Origin of the sequence: Trinickia sp. EG282A (genome assembly GCF_040965455.1) — a bacterium.
GTDB lineage: Bacteria > Pseudomonadota > Gammaproteobacteria > Burkholderiales > Burkholderiaceae > Trinickia > Trinickia symbiotica.
This window is the reverse complement of record NZ_JBFRCC010000002.1, coordinates 963,527-985,959: the sequence shown is the minus strand read 5'-3', so window position 1 is coordinate 985,959 and position 22,433 is coordinate 963,527. Positions and strand designations below refer to the sequence as shown.

General features: G+C 65.9%; 19 protein-coding genes. 14 read left to right on the top strand and 5 right to left on the bottom strand.

All coding sequences use genetic code 11. The features are described 5' to 3' along the window. Positions 1-26: 26 nt before the first annotated feature. Positions 27-1,460 carry a xylulokinase gene (locus AB4Y31_RS12440; RefSeq protein ID WP_368674167.1) on the bottom strand — a complete coding sequence of 478 codons (1,434 nt, stop codon included), beginning with the start codon at positions 1,458-1,460 and terminating at the stop codon, positions 27-29. 345 nt (positions 1,461-1,805) lie between these two features. On the opposite strand from AB4Y31_RS12440, the gene AB4Y31_RS12435 reads away from it, so the two are divergent. The 12 genes from AB4Y31_RS12435 (at position 1,806) to AB4Y31_RS12380 (ending at position 13,989) form a co-directional block, all read left to right on the top strand. Continuing rightward, complete coding sequence (locus AB4Y31_RS12435; RefSeq protein WP_368674166.1) at positions 1,806-3,614, top strand: methyl-accepting chemotaxis protein; 1,809 nt, start codon at positions 1,806-1,808, stop codon at positions 3,612-3,614. A 592-nt stretch (positions 3,615-4,206) separates the two neighbouring features. Next, positions 4,207-4,389 carry a Flp family type IVb pilin gene (locus AB4Y31_RS12430; RefSeq protein WP_368674165.1) on the top strand — a complete coding sequence of 61 codons (183 nt, stop codon included), beginning with the start codon at positions 4,207-4,209 and terminating at the stop codon, positions 4,387-4,389. Between the two features lie 86 nt (positions 4,390-4,475). After that, a complete protein-coding gene (locus tag AB4Y31_RS12425; protein ID WP_368674164.1) occupies positions 4,476-5,045 on the top strand; it encodes a prepilin peptidase in 570 nt (189 codons plus the stop codon). Between the two features lie 14 nt (positions 5,046-5,059). After that, a complete protein-coding gene (cpaB, locus tag AB4Y31_RS12420; protein ID WP_368674163.1) occupies positions 5,060-6,070 on the top strand; it encodes a Flp pilus assembly protein CpaB in 1,011 nt (336 codons plus the stop codon). An 8-nt stretch (positions 6,071-6,078) separates the two neighbouring features. Continuing rightward, positions 6,079-7,578, top strand: coding sequence for a type II and III secretion system protein family protein (locus AB4Y31_RS12415; RefSeq protein WP_368674162.1), 1,500 nt, complete (start codon positions 6,079-6,081; stop codon positions 7,576-7,578). Positions 7,579-7,597: 19 nt separating this feature from the next. Beyond that, entirely contained in the window at positions 7,598-8,041 is a 444-nt protein-coding gene (locus AB4Y31_RS12410) for a CpaD family pilus assembly lipoprotein (protein WP_018440840.1), read from the top strand. A 14-nt stretch (positions 8,042-8,055) separates the two neighbouring features. Next, on the top strand, positions 8,056-9,282 hold the full coding sequence (locus AB4Y31_RS12405; protein WP_368674161.1) for a CpaE family protein: 1,227 nt from the start codon (positions 8,056-8,058) through the stop codon (positions 9,280-9,282). Then, positions 9,282-10,733: a CpaF family protein gene (locus AB4Y31_RS12400; RefSeq protein WP_368674160.1), complete on the top strand. Its 1,452-nt coding sequence runs from the start codon at positions 9,282-9,284 to the stop codon at positions 10,731-10,733. Before AB4Y31_RS12405 ends, AB4Y31_RS12400 begins: the two co-directional genes overlap by 1 nt. Beyond that, positions 10,730-11,713 (top strand): type II secretion system F family protein, encoded by a 984-nt coding sequence (locus tag AB4Y31_RS12395; RefSeq protein ID WP_368674159.1) that lies wholly within the window; start codon positions 10,730-10,732, stop codon positions 11,711-11,713. The genes AB4Y31_RS12400 and AB4Y31_RS12395 overlap by 4 nt, the downstream gene beginning before the upstream one ends. Continuing rightward, entirely contained in the window at positions 11,710-12,657 is a 948-nt protein-coding gene (locus AB4Y31_RS12390) for a type II secretion system F family protein (protein WP_368674158.1), read from the top strand. The genes AB4Y31_RS12395 and AB4Y31_RS12390 overlap by 4 nt, the downstream gene beginning before the upstream one ends. A 28-nt stretch (positions 12,658-12,685) precedes the next feature. Further along, on the top strand, positions 12,686-13,555 hold the full coding sequence (locus tag AB4Y31_RS12385; RefSeq protein ID WP_368674157.1) for a tetratricopeptide repeat protein: 870 nt from the start codon (positions 12,686-12,688) through the stop codon (positions 13,553-13,555). Then, positions 13,552-13,989, top strand: a complete 438-nt coding sequence (locus AB4Y31_RS12380; RefSeq protein ID WP_368674156.1) for a TadE/TadG family type IV pilus assembly protein — start codon at positions 13,552-13,554, stop codon at positions 13,987-13,989. The genes AB4Y31_RS12385 and AB4Y31_RS12380 overlap by 4 nt, the downstream gene beginning before the upstream one ends. Positions 13,990-13,998: 9 nt before the next feature. On the opposite strand, the gene AB4Y31_RS12375 is transcribed toward AB4Y31_RS12380, so the two are convergent. Further along, on the bottom strand, positions 13,999-14,130 hold the full coding sequence (locus AB4Y31_RS12375) for a hypothetical protein (protein WP_368674155.1): 132 nt from the start codon (positions 14,128-14,130) through the stop codon (positions 13,999-14,001). Between AB4Y31_RS12375 and AB4Y31_RS12370 the strand changes: the two genes are divergently transcribed. Then, positions 14,129-15,094, top strand: a complete 966-nt coding sequence (locus AB4Y31_RS12370) for a TadG family pilus assembly protein (RefSeq protein WP_368674154.1) — start codon at positions 14,129-14,131, stop codon at positions 15,092-15,094. The genes AB4Y31_RS12375 and AB4Y31_RS12370 overlap by 2 nt on opposite strands. Positions 15,095-15,214: 120 nt before the next feature. On the opposite strand, the gene AB4Y31_RS12365 is transcribed toward AB4Y31_RS12370, so the two are convergent. The 3 genes from AB4Y31_RS12365 to AB4Y31_RS12355 are packed head-to-tail and all read right to left on the bottom strand — an operon-like array spanning position 15,215 to position 21,299. Then, positions 15,215-16,801, bottom strand: a complete 1,587-nt coding sequence (locus AB4Y31_RS12365) for an efflux transporter outer membrane subunit (RefSeq protein WP_368674153.1) — start codon at positions 16,799-16,801, stop codon at positions 15,215-15,217. Between the two features lies 1 nt (position 16,802). Continuing rightward, positions 16,803-20,069 (bottom strand): efflux RND transporter permease subunit, encoded by a 3,267-nt coding sequence (locus AB4Y31_RS12360; RefSeq protein WP_368674152.1) that lies wholly within the window; start codon positions 20,067-20,069, stop codon positions 16,803-16,805. 18 nt (positions 20,070-20,087) lie between these two features. Beyond that, positions 20,088-21,299, bottom strand: coding sequence for an efflux RND transporter periplasmic adaptor subunit (locus AB4Y31_RS12355; protein ID WP_368674151.1), 1,212 nt, complete (start codon positions 21,297-21,299; stop codon positions 20,088-20,090). Between the two features lie 455 nt (positions 21,300-21,754). Here AB4Y31_RS12355 and AB4Y31_RS12350 point away from each other — a divergent pair, with 455 nt between their 5' ends. Continuing rightward, positions 21,755-22,402, top strand: a complete 648-nt coding sequence (locus AB4Y31_RS12350) for a TetR family transcriptional regulator (protein ID WP_368674150.1) — start codon at positions 21,755-21,757, stop codon at positions 22,400-22,402. Positions 22,403-22,433 lie beyond the last annotated feature (31 nt).

Here is a 22,433-nt window from a genome sequence, read left to right as displayed (position 1 = left end):
TTTCGCTCGTCGACGTCGATTGGCCCCTATCGCGCGTGGGCCCCGAACCAGGGTTCAGTGCACCCATAAAGCGCCTGGAACCGCGCATACCGACCCGCGACGGCCGCATCGCCGCTCGGACCGGCGACTCGCTCAGCCGGCGGCGCGAGCGCCGGCAGATCGGCCTCGCGCCAATGGCCCCGCGAGAGCCCGGCGATCAGCGCCGCGCCGCGCGCGCCGACGTTCGGGCAGGCCAGCGCGTAGAGTTCCCCGTCGAGCGCATCGGCCAACAACTGACGCCACCGCGCATCGATGGAGCCACCACCCGCGAGGCGCAACTTGCGCACATTTGCCGCACCGGTGCGGATAGCGTCGAGCCCCGCCCGCAACGAGAACGCCACGCCTTCGAACGCCGCACGCATCAAGGTGCCTCGGGTATCGGCGAGGCTGAGTCCCAACCATCCGCCGCGCGCATCGGGGTTCATCCATGGCGAACGCTCGCCGCTCAGATACGGTAGGAACGTCGGCGCCGCCTGGCCGAGATCGGTTTCGAACGCGGCGTCGTATGCGGCGGGCCAGCCGGGAAACGAGAGCCAAGAGCGGACCGTCTCGAGCGCCACGCCCACGTTCTGCATTGCCGCCATGCGATACCACGCACCCGTCGCCGTGCGATAGCGATGGAGACCGCGCGCGGGTGACGGCTCGCTCGCGGACAGCACGACGATCTGCCCGCCGCTGCCGGTCGTGAGGAGCGCGTCGCCTTCACGTGACAATCCGCTCCCTAGCGCCGCGCTCGCCGTATCCGCCGCTCCCGTCGCGAGTGGGATGCCAGCGCGCAGTCCGAGCTCGCGCGCCGCCGCCACCGACAGCATGCCGGCTTCCGCGTATGAATGAGGAGCGACCGGAGCGAACCACGCGCGCGGCAAGCCTAGCCTCTCGATCAACGCTGCGTCCCATGGGCCCGAAGCATCGGCAAGCGCCGTCGCGCACGCGTCCGATGGGTCGGTTACGACGTCGCCGCCGAGCGCCACGCGCAGCCAGTCCTTCGGTTGCAGCGCCCAGCGTGTCGCCTCGGCCGTGCGTGGCTCATTCGCGACGATCCAGCGCAGAATCGGCCCCGCCATCCCTGGTGCCACCGGATTCGGCTGCGGCTCGCGCCACGCCTCGAGCAAAGTGGCCGCCCGCGTGTCGGGCCAGAGTATCGCCGGTCGCAGCGCTTGCCCGACGTCGTCGACGAGGACGACGCCGTGCATCTGCCCCGCGATGCCGATCGCGTCAACGGCCTGTCGCTCTTCGACCGGCAAGCGCGCGGCCGCTTCCACCAACGCCCGCCACCAGTCGCCGACATCCGTTTGCGCCCAGCCAGGATGCGGCGTGTCCACGGCATAAGCGGCGCCCGCCGACGCCCGCTCGTGCCCGTCGTCATCGACGATGGCGAGTTTGAGTGAAGCGGTGCCGAGGTCGATACCGAGGAAACGCATGGTGGCAGTCATTGATCTGATGAAAGAAGGGACGCTCGCGATTCGCTGAACGCGTCAGCTCACGTGCCGGTCGGAAGCGCTGCGGCCGACGCACCGTTGTATCGAATCATAAGGGACTGCTCCGTGAAGCAAGAAGCTGTCGGCACGCGATCGCACCCGAATGCGTGCGCGGCGGCGCGCCGTCCTTTCTCTCCTCAACCTCAAGTCAGCGTGTTTTCTGCCGTTGTCCGTAACGTAGTCGCTTTGACCCGATATCAACCGTGACCAGTCCGATCGGCGCCGAGTTGCCGAACGAGGCGGCTTGATTCCCTCACCCTCGCTCTAATATCGAATCGACATCCCAACATGATCGTTTCACTCCGTAGCCGCATCCTGATCATTTCATCGGCCACCGTCATCGGTGCGCTCGCCGTATCGGGCACCGCCACCTACCTCACCGTGCGCGCCAATACGATCGACACGATCGAGCAGAATCTCGTCGCAATCTCGAGCGCCAATACGCTCGCCATCGACAAATGGGTCGCGGCGAAAGCGCTGGCCGTGCGCACGACCGCCGATGCGGTCGAGCACGGCGACCCGCAGGGCTTCGTCAAGCTCATGGGCGCGGCGGACGGCTTTCCGATCACGACGGTCGGGTGGACGGATAAGACGTTTTTGTCGACGAGCGCCACGACGCCCAAGGACTACGATCCCACCGCGCGCCCCTGGTACAAGGAAGCCGTCACGGCCGGGAAGCTCATCGTCACCAAGCCGTACGGCGATGCCTCGACGGGCGTTCCCTACGTCTCGTTCGCGGCACCGATGATTCGCAACGGCGAGACGACGGGCGCGCTGAGCGGCGCGGTGCCTCTCGACGGCGTGCGCGAGATCGTCGCGGCGGTGCACCCCACGCCGTCGAGTCTCGCGTTCGTGGTGGCGCGCGACGGTCAGGTCATCGCGTATCCGGATGCGAAGCTCATGCTGAAGCCGGTCACGGATGTGTCGGCGGCACTCACGTCCGATGAGCTGACATCGCTCGCGAACGCAACGGCGCCGATCGAAGTCGAGCTCGGCGGGGCGCCGAAGCTGCTGAAGGCCAAAGCGGTCGAAGGCACCAACTGGTACCTGGTCATCGCGCTCGACAAAGCGGAAGCGACGGCCGGCCTCAGGCACGTGCTGCAAACGCTCGGCGTGGCCTTGGTGTTGCTCACGCTCGCGGCCGTCGGCGCCGCCGCGTTCCTGACCTCTCAGTCGTTCCGCGGCCTGTCGCGCGTGCGCGACGCGATGGCGACGATCGCCTCGGGCAGCGGCGATCTGACGCATCGGCTGCCCGCTTCGGGCGGCGACGAAGTGGCGCAGATCTCGGCATCGTTCAACGCATTCGTCGAGAAGATTGCCAACGTGCTGCACGACGTGCGCGCCGGTGTCGAGAACATGAAGATCGCGACCGGCGAAATCGAAATGGGCAATCGCGACTTGTCGCAGCGCACGGAAACGTCCGCCAGCAATCTGCAAACGACGTCGGCGGCGCTCACGCAGCTGACCGCGAGCGTGAAGCAATCGGCCGAAGCGGCGATGCAGGCCGCCCGGCTCGCGACGTCGGCCAGCGAGGCGGCCGCCCGCGGCGGCGAAGTGGTGACGAGCGCCGTCAGTACGATGGATGAGATCAGCCAGTCTTCGTCGCGCATCAGCGAAATCATCGGCGTCATCGACGGCATCGCCTTTCAGACCAACATCCTCGCGTTGAACGCCGCCGTTGAAGCGGCGCGCGCCGGCGAAAATGGCCGCGGCTTCGCGGTCGTCGCGGGCGAAGTGCGCACGCTCGCTCAGCGCAGCGCCACCGCGGCGCGCGAAATCAAGGACTTGATTCAGTCGTCGGCATCGAGCGTCGCAACGGGCACTCAGCGCGTGCAGGCCGCGGGTGCCGCGATGCACGAGATCGTCGAAAGCATCGAGCGCGTGAACCGCATCATCGCCGAAATCGATGGCGCCATGAACGAGCAAAGCGCGGGGATCAGCCAGATCGATCAGAGCGTCGCCGAAATGGATAACGCGACCCAGCAAAACGCCGCGCTCGTCGAACAGTCGACGGCCGCATCGGCCACGCTCAACGAGCAGGCTCACGGGCTTGCCCGCATCGTCGGCCTCTTCAGGCTGCGCCGCGCCGATATCTAAGCGATCAGCGCAAAGAGCGCCGCCGCGACAGCGGCGCTCTTTGCCGGCGATTGGATCGTCATAACGGCGCACCGCGGATCGACAATCGTCAATTGACGGCCAACTTCACGCAGTAGCGAACTTCGCGCGCCAGTCGCGGCAATCATTCGGAGTGCGAAGTTTTCTCGCGGATATGGTTAGCACTCCCAAAGATCTCATTAGTAATACTACTGACGCTCGAATTCCCTCTGACGGGCATTACGGGTATACCTGCATTCGCTCAGAATACGTCGGCGCGAAAAAGGTGTCCGTCAATTCCCCGAAAACTTAGGAATGCCAAGCATTTGCGGGAATTTTTAGAGCTCCCAACTATCATCCGATCGCCTTTCTTCATATGTTACCAAGCGAAGAAATGGCGCATTTTCCCTGCTCATTTCGACGCATTGCGACACTGGCTCCATCGATATGCTTTTCATGCGCGGCTGTCAGTACTTCTCCTGATCCGGATCGCGCAAACGTTTGCCGTAAACCTGTTCGAGAGGCGAAATGGTTCCCTCTCGGTCTTGCCAAAGCGGCGCTGCGGCCGACTTCGGCTTACTTCAAGGAGTCATCCATGCTGCGTTTTATCGGTTCACTCTCGCGCGACGAGCGCGGCGTTAGCTCACTCGAGTATGCGATTCTGGCCGGCATCGTCGTGGTCGCGCTCGTTTCCGTTGGTACCGTCATTCAGAGCAATACGACCGGTATCCCATCGCTTTTCACGGCGCTGATGAACAAGATCACGGGCGCCATTTAATCGATCGGCCGACGAAGTGTCCGGCCTACGCCGAGCGTCAGGCCGACACTCCTCTTTCTCACGCGTTCGATGCCAAAGGTCATCCCATGGATCCGGTCAAAGCAGCCGCTTGCGCATTGCTCACAATGCTGGCCGTATCCGATCTGCGATCGCGTCGCCTGCCTAACGCGTGGGTAGCCGGCCTCGCCGCCCTGTATCTGGCGGAAGCCGCGATGAGCGGCGGCGCCTGGCGTCCACTCGCAACGCATGCGGCCGCGGCCGCGCTCTCATTCATCCTGGCCGCCCTGCTCGTTCGTCTGGGCTGGCTTGCCGGCGGCGACGCGAAACTCGCCGCGGCCGTCTTTTTCTGGTGCGGGCCGACCGATGCGATCGCCGTGCTCGTCATCGTGTCTATCTGCGGCACGCTCATCGCGCTCTCGATGTTGATCGTTCATGCGCTGGTGCGCCGCCGTGTATCGGTGCTCGGTGAGAGCAAGCGTGTGACATGGCTCTCGCCGGAAAGCGGCGTGCCGTATGGCGTCGCGCTTGCGCTGGGAGGCATCGCCGCCGTGCTGGCTCAGCCTTCATTCCACGATCGTGCCGCGCTCGCGTTGCTCGAGCTCGCGCCTGATCGATGCGCGTGGCTGGCCCTCGGCCTCCACGCACCGCTGGCCTGAGGCCGAGGCCGCCTATGCAGAACTTCCTCAAGCTTGCCGCGCTCGTCGCCATTGCCGCGATCGGCGCTTTCGTCATCCGCGCGCTCTTCGTCGCGGCCTCGCGCCCCGGCCCCGCGTCGCCGGCTTCCGTGGTCCACGTGCGAGCCGCCGCCGCCGATCTGCCGGACGGCTTGCTGTTGCGCGACGCCGACCTCGTCTGGAAAACAATGCCGCGCAACCAGGTGCCGGCCGGCGCGCTCGTGCAAGGTCAAGCCGACGCCGCCGGCGACGACGACCTCAAAGGCGACCTGTTGCGCCACGCCGTGCACGCCGGCACGCCGCTCGGAGCAGCCGATGTCATTTCGCCGAGCGCGCCGGGCTTCCTCGCCGCCGCCCTGAAGCCCGGCATGCGCGCGATCTCGGTGGCCGTCGACGACGTATCGGGCAATGCCGGACTGATCCAGCCCGGCGATTACGTCGACGTGCTGCTCACTCAGCAGATCCGCGGTGAGGGCGGCGTCAACGTGCCGCCCGCGCACGCGGTCGAATCCGAGACCGTGGCCGAGCGTGTGCGCGTGCTCGCGGTGGGCTCGGCATTCCGGCGCCCGAAGGACGACGCCGCCGCGCCGAATACCAGCGCACGCACGGCCACGTTCGAAGTGACGCCGCATAGCGCGCAAGCGATCACCGTCGCCGCGCACCTCGGCTCGCTCTCGCTTGCCTTGCGCAGCTTCGCCACGCGCGACCGCCATGCATCGGACGCCGAGGATCTCGCTCAAACGCGAACGGCGCCGGTCTGGGCCGGCGATGTCTCGCCCGCGCTGCGCACGGTCGCGCCCGCCGCGCCGGCACCCGGCAGAACCGCTACGCCAACCGCTGCACCCCAGGTCATCATTTATCGCGGCTCGACGGTAGGCGACTCCAACAACGACAAAACTGCCGTGAGCGGTTCCACCGGCGTGCCGGGCCTTCCGCCGCTGCCGCCCGGAACCCCGGCAGTCGCGCCCGCGCCGACACCCGGCGCGCCCGTCAAGCCCGCGGCATAGGATCGAAGATGCGACGCCCCACTCGCGCCCTTTCGCACGCTGGCCAGATCGGCTCGACGCCGGCGCGGCCCCTCGCTGCGCGTCGGCTGACGCGCATGCCGGCCTTCCGTTCTTTCGCGGTCATCGTCTGCGCGGGGCTTTGCCTCCTGACGCTCGCATGGCTCGCATCGCCGCCCGCTCTTGCGGCAACGGCCGCGCAAGCCAACGAGGCGGCACGATCGGCGAACGATGGCGACGTCCTGTCGGTGCCGGCCGGCAGCGGCACGATGATCACACTGCCCGAGCCGGCCGTCGCCGTCTTCGTCGCCGATCCCGATGTGGCCGACGTTCATGTGCCGACGCCGCGCTCGGTGTTCGTGCTCGGCAAGAAAGCGGGCACGACGACGCTCTATGCGCTCGGCCCGAACAATCGCCGCATCTTGAGCAAGACGATCAGCGTCGCCACGGACACCGCCGCCATCGCGCGCCTGCTCGACACGCGTTTTCCGCGGTTCGGCGTCAGGGTGACGAGCGCGCCCGGATCGCTGATGGTGACGGGCAACGTGCCGAGCGCCGCCGACGCCGATGCCGTCGTGCAGACGGTGCAGCCGTATCTGCACGACAAAGAGCAGCTTGTGAATCGCCTCACGATCGCGCATCCGATTCAGGTTCTGCTGCGCGTGCGGATCACCGAAGTCGATCGCAACATCACGCAGCAGCTCGGTATCAACTGGAGCTCGCTCGGGCAGAGCGGCAACTTCATCGGCGGACTCTTCAACGGTCGGCAGCTCTTCACCAACAATTTGTTCAATCTGTCGTCGACCGGCGCTTTTTCGATACTCGGCGCGTTCCATGCCGGCAGAACGACGATCGAGGGCGTGCTCGATGCGCTCGATCAGGAAGGACTTCTGACGATGCTGGCCGAGCCCAACCTCACGGCGATGTCGGGGCAGACAGCCAGTTTCCTCGCGGGCGGCGAATTGCCGATCCCGGTGCCGCAGACCGGCACGACGAGCACGATCACGATCGAGTACAAGCCGTACGGCGTTTCGCTCGACTTCACGCCGACGGTGCTCGCCGACAACCGCATCAGCCTCAAGGTCAAACCTGAAGTCAGCGAGATCGATCCGACCAACAGCATCACGCTCAATTCGATCGTCGTGCCCGCACTGACGGTGCGGCGCATGGAGACCACCGTCGAGCTCTCGAGCGGACAGAGCTTCGCGATCGGCGGGCTACTGCAAAGCCGGACGAGCGACGTGCTCGCCGAGCTGCCGGGGCTCGCGCGGCTGCCCGTGATCGGCAAGCTCTTCTCGTCTAAGAACTACCTCAACAACAAATCGGAGGTGGTCGTCATCGTCACGCCTTACATCGTCAATCCCACCGGCCCCGGCCAATTGCGCGGCGCGATCGACAGCGTCATGCGCCCGAGCAGCGATATCGAATACGCGGTCCAGCATTCGCTCGGCATCGATCCGCTATCGGGCGCTTCGCCGCGACTCGTCGGCGCGGCCGGCTTCGTCTATTGATTCGCCGAGGGAAATCGCCATGACCTCACGGCTCGCCTCCATCGCAACACGCATCGTCCGCGCTGCCGCATGCACGGCAGGCGTCGCGCTTGCCGGCTGCATGTCGTCGCATCCGCCGCTCGACATGCCCGATGCGTCCGTCATTGGTTTCGCGCCCGGCGACGGGGGACATGCCGTGCCGCCTTCGTGCGCATCGCTCAATCAGCGCTCGAGCATGCGCGACGCCGGCATGCGGCGTCCCGGCGTCGCGTTCGGCTGCGCGACCTACTCGAACCTCGCGGCCATGATCGCGCGGCCCGCCGATCTCATCGCCCCGCGGCCCTACGCGGGCGCGGATGCGGCACTCGCCGCGAGCGCGGTGCGTCGCTACGAGGAAGGGCGCGTCGCGCCGCTCGGTAATTCGTCGACGTCGGGATACTCGACATCCTCCCCGTCTTCCTCGCCTTCGAACGGCACTCAGTAACGGAGACGACGCATATGGGTGCCCTCGAATCGAATGTTCTGAAACGCCGCGGCCGGTCTTCCGGTAGCGAGCAGCTCGTCGCGGTCGTCGCCGATGCGAGCAGCGAGGAAGTCATCCGCAACGTCATTCTCGATCGGGCGATCGCGAACTCGCACGTCGCGCGCGGCACGCTCGACGAGGCAATCGACATCATGAAGAAGGCGAGCGAGTCCCCTCGCCACCTCATCGTCGACGTCTCGGGCTCGGCCATGCCGATTTCCGATCTGATGCGGCTTGCCGAAGTCGTCGATCCTTCGGTCGCCGTCGTCGTCGTCGGCGAGCGCAACGACGTCGGGCTCTATCGGAGCCTCCTGCAGCTCGGCGTGCAAGAGTATCTCGTCAAGCCGCTCACGGTCGAGCTGGTGCGGCGCGCGATCGACTCGACCGACCCCGGCGCTTCCGCCCGCACCGGCAAGGCGATCAGCTTCGTCGGCGCGCGCGGCGGCGTCGGCACGACCACGATTGCGACGGCGCTCGCGCGTCACCTCGCGGGAACGACGCGCCGCCGCGTCGCCTACGTCGATCTCGATCCGTACGGCGGCGCCGCGGCCTCCATGCTCGACGTTGCCAATACGAGCGGGCTCATGGAGCTCATGCTCAACACACAGCGGCTCGATCAGCAACTGCTCCATCAGGCGCTCGTCGCCCATGACGATCGTCTTTTCGTGCTCGCGTCGGAACTGCCGTACAACAGCGATTTCGCCCTGAGACACGGCGCGCTCACGGACCTGGTGGCGATGCTCAAGCGCCACTTTCATTACATCTTGCTCGATTTGCCCCAACGAGCCGGCGGGCTCGTCCAGGAAGCCTTCGACGCGAGCGCGATGATTCACGTCGTGGCCGATCACTCCGTGCACGCCACGCGCGAAGCCGCGCGCTTGTGCCGGTTCGCCGAGGGCCGCGATTCGAATCCCTCCATCGTCGTTCTGCTCAACGAAGGGAGGCAACCCGTCGCGGGGCGCGTGCAGGCAGCCGATTTCACCAGCGCGCTCGGACGCGGCTCGGTACATCCGCTGCCCTATGAGCCGCAAACCCTCGCCATCGCCGAAAGCCTTGGCGAAGCACTCGGCGATCCCAATCGATCGTCGTTCGCACGCGCCATCGTCTCGCTTTCGAACGCGATCACGGGCAGTGAGCCGGTAGCAGGCACGAGCTCGAAGCGCTGGTACGCGCGCCTCTTCGCCAAGCGGAGGGCACGCTGATGTTCGGCCGCCGCAACGCCTCGATACCGATCGACGCCACCGTCGAGCGCGGCGCGAACGAGCCCGAGGCGGCGCATCCGTTCGTCGCGGGCAAGAGCACGCCGCTCGCGCAGGAAGCGGCGGCGGCCGAACCGCCCGCGCCGATACCGTCATCGCCAGGCGGACCTGCCGCCGCCGATCGCCACGAAGCGCTGATTCGCTCAGAAACGTTCAGGACGATACGCTCGGCCGTCTTCTCTTCGATGAACATGTCGGCCGCGCTCACGATGTCGCGCCAGGAGGTGCGAGAAGGCATCGAGCAAATCGCCGCCGAGCTGATCGCAAAAGATCGCCTCACGCTGTCGCTCGCCGACCAGTCGCTGATCGTCGACGAAATCGTCAACGACATGTTCGGCATCGGCCCGATCGAACCGCTGCTCGCCGACGAGCGCGTGACCGACATCCTCGTCAACGGCCCCGATCAAGTCTTCGTCGAGCGGGGCGGCAAGCTCGAGCTGACGCCGCTGAAATTCCGCGACAACGCGCACGTGGTCAACGTCGCGCAGCGGATCGCGGCGGCCGTCGGGCGGCGCGTCGACGAGAGCAGCCCGATGGTCGATGCGCGCCTTGCCGACGGCAGCCGCGTCAACGTCGTCCTTCCGCCGATCGCCTTGCGCGGTGCATCGATCTCGATCCGCAAGTTCGCCAAGCGCAACATCACACTCGGGCGGATGGCTCAGCAGGGCAATATCTCCCCGACGATGGTCGACGTGCTGCGCATCGCGACGGCATGCCGGCTCAACATCGTCATCTCCGGGGGAACGGGCTCGGGGAAGACGACATTGCTCAACGCGCTGTCGCGCTTCATCGACGAAAGCGAGCGTGTCGTGACGATCGAGGATGCCGCGGAGCTGCAGCTGCAGCAGCCGCACGTGGTGAGCCTCGAGACGCGGCCCGAGAACAGCGAGGGACTCGGCGGCATCTCGCAGCGCGACCTCGTGCGCAACGCGCTGCGCATGCGCCCCGACCGCATCATTCTTGGCGAGACGCGCGGCACGGAAGCATTCGACGTTTTGCAGGCGATGAACACCGGCCACGACGGATCGATGACGACGGTCCACGCGAACACGCCCCGCGATGCGATCACGCGGCTCGAGAGCATGGTCATGATGGCCAACGGCAATTTGCCGTTGATGTCGATCCGTCGTCAGATCGCGAGCGCCGTTCATCTGATTCTGCAAATCGAACGCATGCGGGACGGCGTGCGGCGCGTCACGCACGTGACCGAAATCGCCGGCATGGAAGGCGACGTCGTCATCACGCAAGACCTCTTCACGTTCCGTTATAACGCGAGCGCCTATGAGGAGCAGGTGCGAGGCGCATTCGAAAGCGCTTCGCTGCGCCCCGTCTTCGCGCAGCGGGCTGCCTACTACGGGCTCGAAGAGGCGCTCCTCGAGGCGATGCAATCATGACGCCCCCGGATGTCGTGGCACTCGGCGCATTCTTCGTGATCGTCATCGCGGGGCTTGCCGTGCGCACGCTGCGCGCCATGGCGAGGCAGCGGCCCGCCTCGCGCATCCAATCGCGCGTCGCCGCGCTCCGCGATCCGCGCGACGGCGCCAAGCCGAAGCGCGCGGAAAAGCCGCGGCACGAGCTGGTTCATAAGCGGTTCAGCGCAAGCGATCAAGCCGTGCTGGCGGCATTCACCGCGTGGCGCGAGCACGTGCGGACCGTTGCCGGCGCGAACGGAATGCGCACGCTCGGCCTCACTGCCGCGGCCGCATTCATCGTCTGTTTCGTCGGATCGTCGTTTCTCTGGCTATCCCCGCTTTTGCGCCTTGCGGCGAGCGTCGGCGTCGCATTCGTCGCCCTTCGCTCGGTTTATGCGTGGATGGTCGCGAGCTTCCGCCAACGCTTTCTCAATCAATTCCCCGATACGCTCGATCTCATCATTCGCGCCGTGCGAGCGGGCATCCCCGTCGTCCAGGCCGTCTGCACCGCTGGCGTCGAAAGCGAAGAGCCGGTCCGCGCGACCTTCCGGAGCATGGGCGACGCGCTGCTCGTCGGCGCCGAGCTGAAAGACGTGCTCGAGTTGGCCACGCAGCGCCTGCAGCTCGCGGATTTCTCGTTTTTTGCGGTGTGCCTGATCCTGCAGCGCGAAACGGGCGGCAATCTCGGCGATACGCTCGAGAATCTCGCCTCGATCGTCCGCACGCGGCGCGACATCCGCGCCAAGAGCAAGGCGCTGACCGCCGAAGGTCGCCTCGCCAGCAAGATGATCGCGGCGGTCCCGTTCGTGATGTTCGCTTTCATGTTTCTCGTCGACCGCGGCTATGTGGAGCTGCTCACCAACACACGTGCCGGACACAAGATTCTCGTGACGGCCGCCGCCCTGATGACGGTCGGCCTCTGGATGATCCGCAAGATTTCCAACCTGGACACATCACGATGATGACCGCCGACTTCTGGCGCAACGCCGCCCTGCTCGCCTTGCTCTGCATCGCCACGCTGTGGCTCGTCCTGCGCGGCGCGAGCACGCGCGCGCGTGTCGCCCAGCGCGCGCGGCAGGTCGTTGCGCGTGCCGCGGCCGCGCAAGCCGCGGGCGCCGATGCCGCGACAAGCATGCCGCAACGGCTCGCCAAACGTGTTGCCTCACTCGGCGAACGCTTGCCCGTCGTGCAGGCGGAAGAGCGCGACAAGCTCGCGGCGAGACTCGCCGGCGCGGGTTTTCGCGACCGGCGCGCAATCGCGGTCGTCTCAGGGCTCAAGATCCTCGCCGGCGCATGTCTTGCGCTCGGCGCAATCGCCGTCGGCGGGCACTTGCCGGGGCTCGGTCAGCTTTTTATTTTCCGCGTGCTGTTGATGGCGGGTGCGTTCGTCATCGGCATGATGCTGCCCGAATACGCGATCGGCTTCGTGGCCCGGCGGCGCCGCAAGGCGATCGGGATCGCGCTGCCCGACGCGCTCGACCTGCTCGTCATCTGCACGAATGCCGGCAACAGCCTCGTCGTCGCCATCAAGCGCGTGGCGAAAGAACTCGAGACGATCTGCCCGCCGCTCGCCGACGAGCTGTCGGTCACGGCGGACGAACTGTCGATCGGCGGCGACAGCGCCCAAGCGCTCAACGGCATGGCGGAGCGCATCGGACTCCCTTCCATGCGCGCGCTCGTGACGACGCTGATTCAGTCGCAAAAGTACGGCACGCCGATTACACAGTCGCTGCGCACGCTCTCGCGCACGGAGCGCGCCATGCAGATCGTCAGACTCGAGGAGAAGGCCGCGAAACTGGCACCGAAGATGACGCTGCCGATGATGCTGTTCATCATGCCGACCGTCGGGCTGATCGCGGCAGGGCCCGCCGTCATCCGGCTGATGGTCGTGTTTCGCCACCATTGACGCCTTGATGACATTCGGAGATCGACTCATGAAGCAAACGCCCCGGCCTCGATCGATCACGCTGGCGTTGGCCGCACCCGTCTTCATCGCGAGCGTCCTTGCCGGTTGCGGCGGCAACCATTACGTCGTCCCGCAACCCGTGGCGGCAACGCACGCGCCCGATGCGGCGGCCGATCTGCGCATCGCGGAAAGCGCGCTCGAAGCCGGCGACACGCAGCTCGCCGTCTCGCTCTTCGAGAAAATGCTGAAGGCCGATCCGAACTCCGCCACGGCCCAGCTCGGCCTCGGCGATGCGATGTACGCGATCGGCGATCTCGCGCGAGCAGGGCTACTCTATGCGCGCGTCGAGGCGCAGGCGCCGGAGGACCCGCGCGCGCAACTCGGGCTCGCTCGCGTCGCGCTGCGCGAGCGCCGCCTCGACGAGGCACTCACCCGCTACCGCAAGCTCGCCGCGGCCCACCCGGACAACGCCGTCGCCGCCGAAGGCCTCGGCACGGCGCTCGATCTGCAAGGCAGGCATGACGAAGCCCAGGCCGTCTATCGCGCGGCCTTGCTGCGACATCCCGAGGTGCAAGGCTTGAAAACCGACCTTGGCCTCTCGCTGACGCTGTCGAACCGTGCGCGCGAAGGCGCAAACGTCCTGCTCGACATCGCGGGTCTGCCCGACGCGCCGCCGCAAGCGAGGCAGGACCTTGCGCTCGCCTACGGGATGCTCGGCAACGACGAGGCGGCCAAGCGCATTCTGAGCGCCGATTTACCGGCGGACTCCGCCGAAGACGACTTGCAGTTCTATCGCGGTCTGCGCGCGCGGCTTGGGGCGCCGGCGACATCGGGCGTGACCCGCGAGCGGCGCAGCGAGCCCGTCGCTTCCGAATCGGCGAGCGAGGCGCTTCGATGAGAGCGCAACGGCGCCCGGCGACGAATGAGCGCGGCATCGCGGCGCTCGAGTTCGTCCTGATGCTGCCGTTTCTGATGTTGGTTCTCTTCGGCATCATCGATACGAGCCTCGTTCTTTGCGACAAGGCGGTCATTACGAATGCCGCCGGCGAAGCGGCGCGCGCGGGTGTCGTTCTGCGCGCATCGCCGCTCACTGCCAGCCAGATCCAGAGCGTGGCGCTCGCTTACACGACGAACAATCTCGTCACGGGCGGCACGGCGACGACCCCGACAGTGACGGTCAGCCCATCGGGCAGTTGCGCCACGGCCGGAAGCGGCAATGCGCTGCAAGTCACCGTCAGCTACACGTACAACGGAATCGTCCTCGGTTCAGCGCTGAGCTCGTTGACCGGCCCCGTAACCGTCACGGCCACCGCGGTGAAAAACTGTGAATGACATGCCCCGTCAGACCGCGAAACCGATGCGTAGCGCCTCGATGGCCGCGTTCGGCCGGCACGCCCTGCGCCCGCGTGCGCACGCGTGTTCGCGCGCCGCGGCGCGCCAGCGCGGCGCCATTGCGATCTGGATGCTGTTCATGCTGGCACCGCTCCTGATGTTCGGCGCGTTCGCCGTCGACGTGCCACGCGTATTTTCCGCCGCCAACGAGCTGCAGAACGCGGCGGATGCGGCGGCGCTCACGGGCGCAGCCAAGCTCGCAACGGGCACGAGCGGGCCGAACTGGTCCGGCGCGGCCACCTCGGCAACAGCCGCCATTCCGTTGAACAAGTCGGATGGCACACCGCTCTCGACCGGTACCGTCGTCACCGGCTACTGGAATCTCGCCGCCTCGTCGCCGATCATTTTGCCGCCGAGCACGGTCGCGTTACCGCCTGCCGCTACCGTCGTGCCCGCGGTGCAAGTGACGATCGCGCGCAGCGCGTCGTCGAACGGGCTCATCGCGCTGCTGCTCGGCGCATTGCTCGGCATGCCGACGACGACCGACCATGCAACCGCCGTCGCCGTCGTCGCATCGCCTTCCACGATTCCCGCAGGCGCCCTCTTTCCGGTGGTGCTCGATCAATGCGTGTACAACCAGTACTGGAACTCAGCGACGAATCAGCCCGTGCTCGATTCGTCGGGAAAGCCCTATGAATTCCAGATCGGCAACGGTCAGTTGTACGGCTCTACCTGTTATGCCGGTCAGTGGACTTCGTTCCTGACATCGTTCAACAATGTCCCGACGGTTCGGGAGCTGATTACGAGCGGCAATCCGTCACCGGTCTCGATCGGCAACGACATCTGGCTGCAGCCGGGGGTCAAGGACACGATCTACACCAGCGTGCCGACGAACGTCACTGTCCTCGTGCCTGTCGCCAGCCAGATCTACAACAAGTCGTACGTCCCCGTCGTCGCGTTCGCCGCGTTTCATATCGATGGCTCGTATAACGGCAGCAGCAAGTACATCCAGGGACACTTCGTCGGCGGCTTCAAGATACCGGCGCAGGCCTCGGGCATCGGGCCGAACTTCGGCGGATACGTCGCGCCGCGTCTGGCCTACTGAGCGCGCCCGAGCCCGGGGCAACCACGCGAAACAACGCCAATCCGCATGCAAAAACGTGCACGGGCCGGCGCGATGCCGACCCGTGCGAGCTCATTGCAAAAAGCGCGAGTCGCGCCGATCTCAGCCCGGTGCCGCAGCCGCTTTCACCGACGACGCGCCGCCCTGCAGCCCGCTCATCGTCCGGTAATCGGTGCCGTCGTCAGGCGCGCGCGGCGCCTCTCCGGCATGCTGCAGCCAGCCGCCGCCAAGCGCGACGTACAGGTTCACGAGCGTCGTGAGCCGCGCCATGCGCGCGTTGATGAGCGATTGCTGCGCGCTATAGAGGTTTGTCTGCGCGGTGAGCACTTGCAGATAGCTGTCGACGCCGTTCCTGTACCGCAACGTCGAAAGATCGAGCGTGCGCTGTTCGGCGAACGTATTGCGCTCGAGCGCGTCGATCTGCTGGTCGTAGGTGCTGCGCGCGGCGAGCCCGTCGGCCACGTCGCGGAACGCCGATTGAATCGCCTTCTCGTAGTTCGCGACCTGGATGTTTTTCTGGATGTGCGCGAGATCGAGGTTGGCGACATTCTGGCCGCCTTCGAAGATCGGCAGCGAGATCTGCGGCGCGAAAGTCCACGCCGCCGATCCCGGCTTGAAGAGCCCGCCGAGCGTCGGGCTCGCCGTGCCGAATGAGCCCGTCAGCGTGATCTTCGGGAAGAACGCCGCACGCGCCGCGCCGATATTCGCGTTCGCCGCGCGCAGCGACGCCTCCGCTTCCATGATGTCCGGACGCCGCGTCAGCAGGTCCGACGGCAAGCCGGCCGGAATGTCGGCGAGCAGCGCCTGATCGTCGAGCTTGCGACCCGGCGGCAGATCGTCGGGCAGCGGCTGACCGAGCAGCAGCACGAGCGCATTCTCGGCCTGCGCCCTTGCGCGCGCCTGCGCCTGCAGATTCGCGTTCGCCTGCTCGACGACGGACTCCGCCTGCCGCAGGTCGAGCTCCGAGCCCGTGCCGTTCTCGAACTGCAGCTTGGTGAGCTCATAGGAGGCCCTCGCCGTCTTCAGCGTGTCCTCGGTCACTTGCAGCAGATCGTCGTCGGCGAGCATCGTCACATACTGATCCGCGACCTGCGACACGAGCGAAATTTCGGCCGCCTTGCGCGCTTCGGCCGTGGCGAAGTACTGCTGCAGCGCCTGATCCTTGAGACTGCGAATGCGGCCCCAGAAGTCGAGCTCCCAGGAGGAGCTCAGACCGACCTGGTAGGTCCTCGAAACCGTCCGGTTGAAGAACGACAAATCCTTCGGCGTGCGCTGGACGCTGTCTTCCCCCGTCGCATTGAGCGTCGGGAACAGCTCCGCACGCGTGATCTGGTACTGCGCGCGCGCTTGAGCGACATTCAGCATCGACACACGCAGATCGCGGTTGTTGGCGAGCGCGATCTCGATGATCCGCTGCAGCCGAGGGTCGGCGAAGAAGTCGCGCCATCCGATATCGGCGGCAGCCTGACCGTTCGCGCTGCGCGCTGAAAGCGGCTGCGTCGCCGGCTCCGCGGGCAGCCCTTTGGGCAGGGTGTCCGGCGCGGGAACCGGCTTGGGCGCGTAGACGCCCGAGCTCGGGAACGTCGCGGCCACCGGGGCGCCCGGACGCTCGTACTTCGGCTGGAATGAGCAGCCGGCGGCGAAGGTCGCGACGGCCACCGTGATTAGGGAGTATTTTTTCTTCAGCATCTTAGTGTCCTCTGCCCGAGCCGCCGCCGCGCGGACCGCCGTTGCCCCCGTCACGGCCGTCGCCACCGTCGCCGTTCCCGTTGAGATCGCCGTTGCCGCCGTTCGCCGATTGCAGCGCATGGTGCTCGGCGGCGAGCCGCGCCGCGGCGTCGGCATCCTCGGTCTCACCCGCGAACTTCGCGCGAATCACGACGAAGAACATCGGGATGAAGAAGATTGCAAGGAACGTCGCCGTCAGCATCCCGCCGATCACGCCCGTGCCGATCGCATGCTGGCTTGCCGAACCGGCGCCGTTGCTGATTGCAAGCGGGAACACGCCGAGAATGAAGGCCATCGACGTCATCAGAATCGGCCGCAACCGCAGCCGCGCCGCCTCCATCGCCGCTTCCACTGGCCCCATGCCCTCGGATTGCTGCAGCTCGCGCGCGAACTCGACGATCAGAATCGCGTTCTTCGCCGAGAGACCGACCGTGGTCAAGAGGCCGACCTGGAAGAACACGTCGTTCTCGAGCCCGCGCAGCGTGGCCGCCAACAGCGCGCCGATCACGCCGAGCGGCACCACCATGATGACCGAGAACGGAATCGACCAGCTTTCATAGAGCGCCGCCAGACAGAGGAACACGACGAGGATCGACACGCCGTAGAGGATCGGCGCCTGCGAGCCCGACTGGAGCTCCTGGTACGAGAGCCCCGTCCAGGCATAGCCGATGCCGGCCGGCAGCTTCGCGGCGAGCTTTTCCATCGCCGTGATCGCCTGGCCCGTACTCTTGCCTTCGGCAGCCTGGCCCTGGATCTCGACCGCCGAGATGCCGTTGTAGCGCTCGAGCTTCGGCGATCCGAACGTCCATTGCCCCGATGCGAACGACGTGAATGGCACCATCGTCCCGGCGCCGTTGCGCACGTACCATTTCGACATGTCCTCCGGCGACATGCGGAACGGTGCGTCGGCCTGCAGATAGACCTTCTTGATCCGGTTGTCCGTATCGAGGAAGTTGTTCACGTACTTCGACGCCCACGCGATCGAGAACGTCTGGTCGATCGCTTCGGCCGTGACGCCGAGCGCCTGCGCCTTTTCACGATCGATGTCGATCTTGAACTGGGGCGTGTCGTTGAGGCCGTTGGGGCGCACGAGCGCGAGCGTCGGATCCTTTGCCGCCATGCCGAGGAGCTGGTTGCGCGCGGCCATCAGCTTCTCGTGGCCGAGCCCGCCGTTGTCGGTCAGCTCGAAGTCGAAGCCGGCCGCCGTGCCGAGCTCGGGGATCGACGGCGGGTTGAACGGGATCACCATCCCGTCCTTGTAGCTCGCGTAATGCATGAACATGCGCTGGATGACCGCCTGCACCTTCTGATCCGCGTGCTGCCGTTCGCTGTAGTCCTTGAGCCGCACGAAGACGAGGCCCGAGTTCTGACCGCGGCCGGCGAAGCTGAACCCGTTGACGGTGAAGACCGATTCGACGACGGACTTCTCCTGGTTGAGCAGATAGTCGGCGATGTTCGAGAGCGTCCTGCCCGTGGTCTCTTGGGTCGAACCGGTGGGCGTCTGCACGAGGATGAACGCGTATCCCTGATCTTCGTTGGGCAGGAACGACTTCGGCAGCCGCACGAAGAGCATCCCGATTGCGACGATCACGGCGATGTAGATCAGCAGCCACCGGCCCGAGCGACGGATCACGTGGTGCACGCCGCTCTGATACTTCTCGCGGCTGCTGTTGAACGTCCGGTTGAACCAGCCGAAGAAGCCCTTCGTCTCTTCGTGATGTCCCTGCGGAATCGGCTTCAGAATGGTCGCGCAAAGCGCCGGCGTCAGAATCAATGCGACGAGCACCGAGAGCACCATCGCAGCGACGATCGTGAGCGAGAACTGCCGATAGATCGCGCCGACCGAGCCGCCCGAAAGCGCCACCGGCACGAACACCGCGGACAGCACGAGCGCAACCCCGACGAGCGCACCGGTGATCTGGCCCATCGCCTTTCTGGTCGCCTCGCGTGGCGAGAGCCCCTCCTCGGCCATCACGCGCTCGACGTTCTCCACGACGACGATCGCGTCGTCGACGAGCAGACCGATTGCGAGCACGAGCCCGAACATCGAGAGCACGTTGATCGAGAACCCGACGGCGTTCATGATCGCGAACGTGCCGAGCAGCACGACCGGCACGGCGATCGTCGGAATCAGCGTCGCGCGCAGGTTCTGCAGGAACAGATACATCACGAGGAACACGAGCACGATGCCTTCGAGCAGCGTCTTGATCACTTCCTCGATCGAGAGGCGCACGAACGGCGTCGTGTCGTACGGGTACTTCACGGCGAGGCCGTGCGGGAAGTACTTCGACAGCTCGGCGACTTTCTGACGCACGAGCTTCGCCGTCTGGAGCGCGTTCGCGCCCGTGGCAAGCTGAATGCCCATGCCGACCGTCGGCTGGCCGTTGTACGCCGTGTCGACGTTATAGTTTTCGCCGCCGAGCTCGAGGCGCGCGACATCGTTGATGCGCACCTGCGAGCCGTCCTGATTGACCTTCAGCAGGATGTTGCCGAACTGCTCCGGCGTGCGCAGCAGCGTCTGCTCGGTGATCGTTGCCTGCAGCATCTGCCCCTGCACGGCGGGCGTGCCGCCGAGCTGGCCGGCCGCGATCTGCACGTTCTGGTTTTGGATCGCCGTGGAGACATCGACGGGCGTGAGCCCGTAGTTCGTCAGCTTGTTCGGGTCCAGCCAGATCCGCATCGCGTACTGCGTGCCGAACAGCGACAAGGTGCCCACGCCGTCGATACGGCTCACCGGATCCTGAATGTTCGACGCCACGTAGTTCGCGAGGTCGTATTTGTTCATGCTGCCGTCTTCGGAGACGAAGGCGAGCACCATCAGGAAGCTGCTGCTCGACTTCGTCACCTTCGTGCCGAGCTGCTGCACGACGGACGGCAGGAGCGGCGTCGCAAGCGACAGCTTGTTCTGCACCTGCACCTGCGCGATGTCAGGGTTCGTGCCGGCGGCGAACGTCAGCGTGATCGTCGCGGTGCCCGAGTCGTCGCTCGTCGACGAGAGGTAGAGCAGGTGATCGAGACCGCTCATCTGCTGCTCGATGACCTGCGTCACCGTGTTCTCGACCGTCTTCGCCGAGGCGCCCGGATAGCTCGCGGAGATCTGAATCGAAGGCGGCGCGATCGTCGGGTATTGCGCGATCGGCAAATTGAAGATCGACGCGACGCCCGCGAGCATCAGGATGATGGCGATCACCCACGCGAAAATCGGGCGATCGATAAAAAACTTGGCCATTTGACGGGACTCCCGTGGTTAGGCGCCGGAGGCCTGCGCCCCCGAGGAGGCGCTTTGGCTATTGCCCACGGAGGAGGCGCCGCCCGCCTGAGCGGGAAGCTGGGCCGGCACCGGCTTGACGGTCATGCCGGGGTGGACCTTCTCCGTGCCTTGCACGATCACGCGATCGCCGGGCTGCAAGCCCGCCTCGACGATCCAATCCGGCCCGCGCATGCCGGTGGTGGTGAGCGTACGCGGCGCGACCTTGCCGTCCTGACCGACGACGAGCGCGATCGCCTGACCCTTCTGGTCATGCGTCACGCCGATCTGCGGCACGAGCATGGCATTCTCGTTGACGCCTTCCTCGATGCGCGCGCGCACGAACATGCCCGGCAGCAGGACACGGCCCGAGTTCGGGAAAATCGCGCGCACGGTGACGGAGCCCGTCGACTGATCGACCGTTACGTCGGTGAACTGCAGCTTGCCTTTTTCCGGATACTCGCGACCGTCTTCGAGAATCAGCGTGACCTTCGCGGCATTCGGCCCATTCGTCTTCAGCCGCCCTTCCTGGATGTCGCGGCGCAGCTTCAGGCCCTCGAGGCTCGATTGAGTAAGATCGACATAGACGGGATCGATCTGCTGGATCGTATCCATGAGCGTCGCCTGGCTCGCTTGCACATAGGCACCCGGCGTGACCTGCGAGACGCCGGTGCGCCCGGTGATCGGCGCGATGACGTCCGTGTAGCCGAGATTGATCTGCGCCGTCGCGACCGCGGCCTTGCCCGACGCGACGTCGGCCGCGGCCTGGCCCTCGGCCGCCACGGCATTGTCGTAATCCTGCTTGCTGACGGCATTCGCCGCAACGAGCACTTTATAGCGATTCGCCTGCGCCGTCGTGCTGGCGAGGTTCGCCTGGGCCTTCGCGAGCGTCGCTTTCGCGCTGTTCAGCGCGGCGATATAAGGCGCCGGATCGATCTTGTAGAGACGCTGCCCCGCCTTCACTTCGCTGCCTTCGGTGAACTCGCGCGACAGCACGATGCCGTCGACGCGCGCGCGCACCTGCGCGACGAGGTACGCATTCGTTCTGCCCGGCAGCTCGGTGACGACCGGCACGGCGCTCGTCTTCACGTCGACGACGCCGACTTCGGGCGTCTGCGGCGGCGGCGCCGATTGTTTTTGTCCGCAGGCGGCAAGGATGAGGGCAGCCGTCGCGGCGCAGATTAGGCGGAGGTGAACCGGTTCGACACGCATGGAGCGACCTCTGGTCAATGACTGGGACACATGTAGGCCCGCTGCGCCCGATCCCCACAAGGCGCGCGGCGCGACGTCACGTCGCAAATACGCTTGATGAAAGCCGACAGGCTACGGCCGGCGGGGCGCCGAGATTGCCGAACGCCGCTTCGCCCCCGCATCGCCCCGATAGTGCGCTCACGAGAACCGGCGGTGCGAAAGTGTGAAAACTCTCCGCAACCGTGCGAGCGTCGGTCAGTGCCGGATATTACCGGGATTTCCCCTGGTGCATCGAACTTGAACCATTCAAACGTAGCGCGTATTGTATATACATTCGGAAATGTATGTAAAAGGTTTTCGTTGCGGGATCTAACCCCGAAAGGCAACAATCCGCTCGCGTCGTGCGCCGCACGGCCGATTCGACGCTCAAACGAGCCAATTGATCTACAGAAAGCCCGGTGACGCGGGCATGCAACATGGTCAGACGAACGAAGGAAGAGGCGCGAGAGACGCGTAACCGCATTCTCGATGCCGCCGAGCGGGTCTTTTACGACAAAGGGGTGTCGCGGACGTCTCTCGCTGATATTGCCGCGCATGCGGGCGTCACGCGCGGCGCGATCTATTGGCACTTTCAGAACAAGGGCGATCTCTTTACGGCGATGTTCGATCGCGTGCTGCTGCCGCTCGACGAGCTCATCGAAGGCGACGACGACCCCGCCGACCCGCTCGGAAAGCTCGCCGAGACGATGAAGTGGTGTCTGCACGCGTGCTGCAACGATCCACAACGGCGGCGCGTATTCGACATCCTTTTTCTCAAGTGCGAGTTCGTCGACGAAATGGGGCCGGTGAAGCTCCGACACCAGACGAACATGCAGGAAGGCGTCGGCAAGATCGAGCGCGATTTGCGGCAGGCCGTCGCCAAGGGTCAGGTACCTGCCGATCTCGATACACGACGCTCGGCGCTTTTTCTCCATGCGTTCATCGGCGGCTGCCTGCGTGACTCGCTGTTGATTGCGCCGTCGATCGATTTCGCCGCGCATATCGAGCCGTTCGTCGACGCGGCGCTCGATACGGTGCGCACGAGCCCTGCGTTGCGGCTCCGGGCGGGCGGTGAAAAAGGCTGAGGAAGGCGGCTTGGCACGGCGCTGCGGCCGA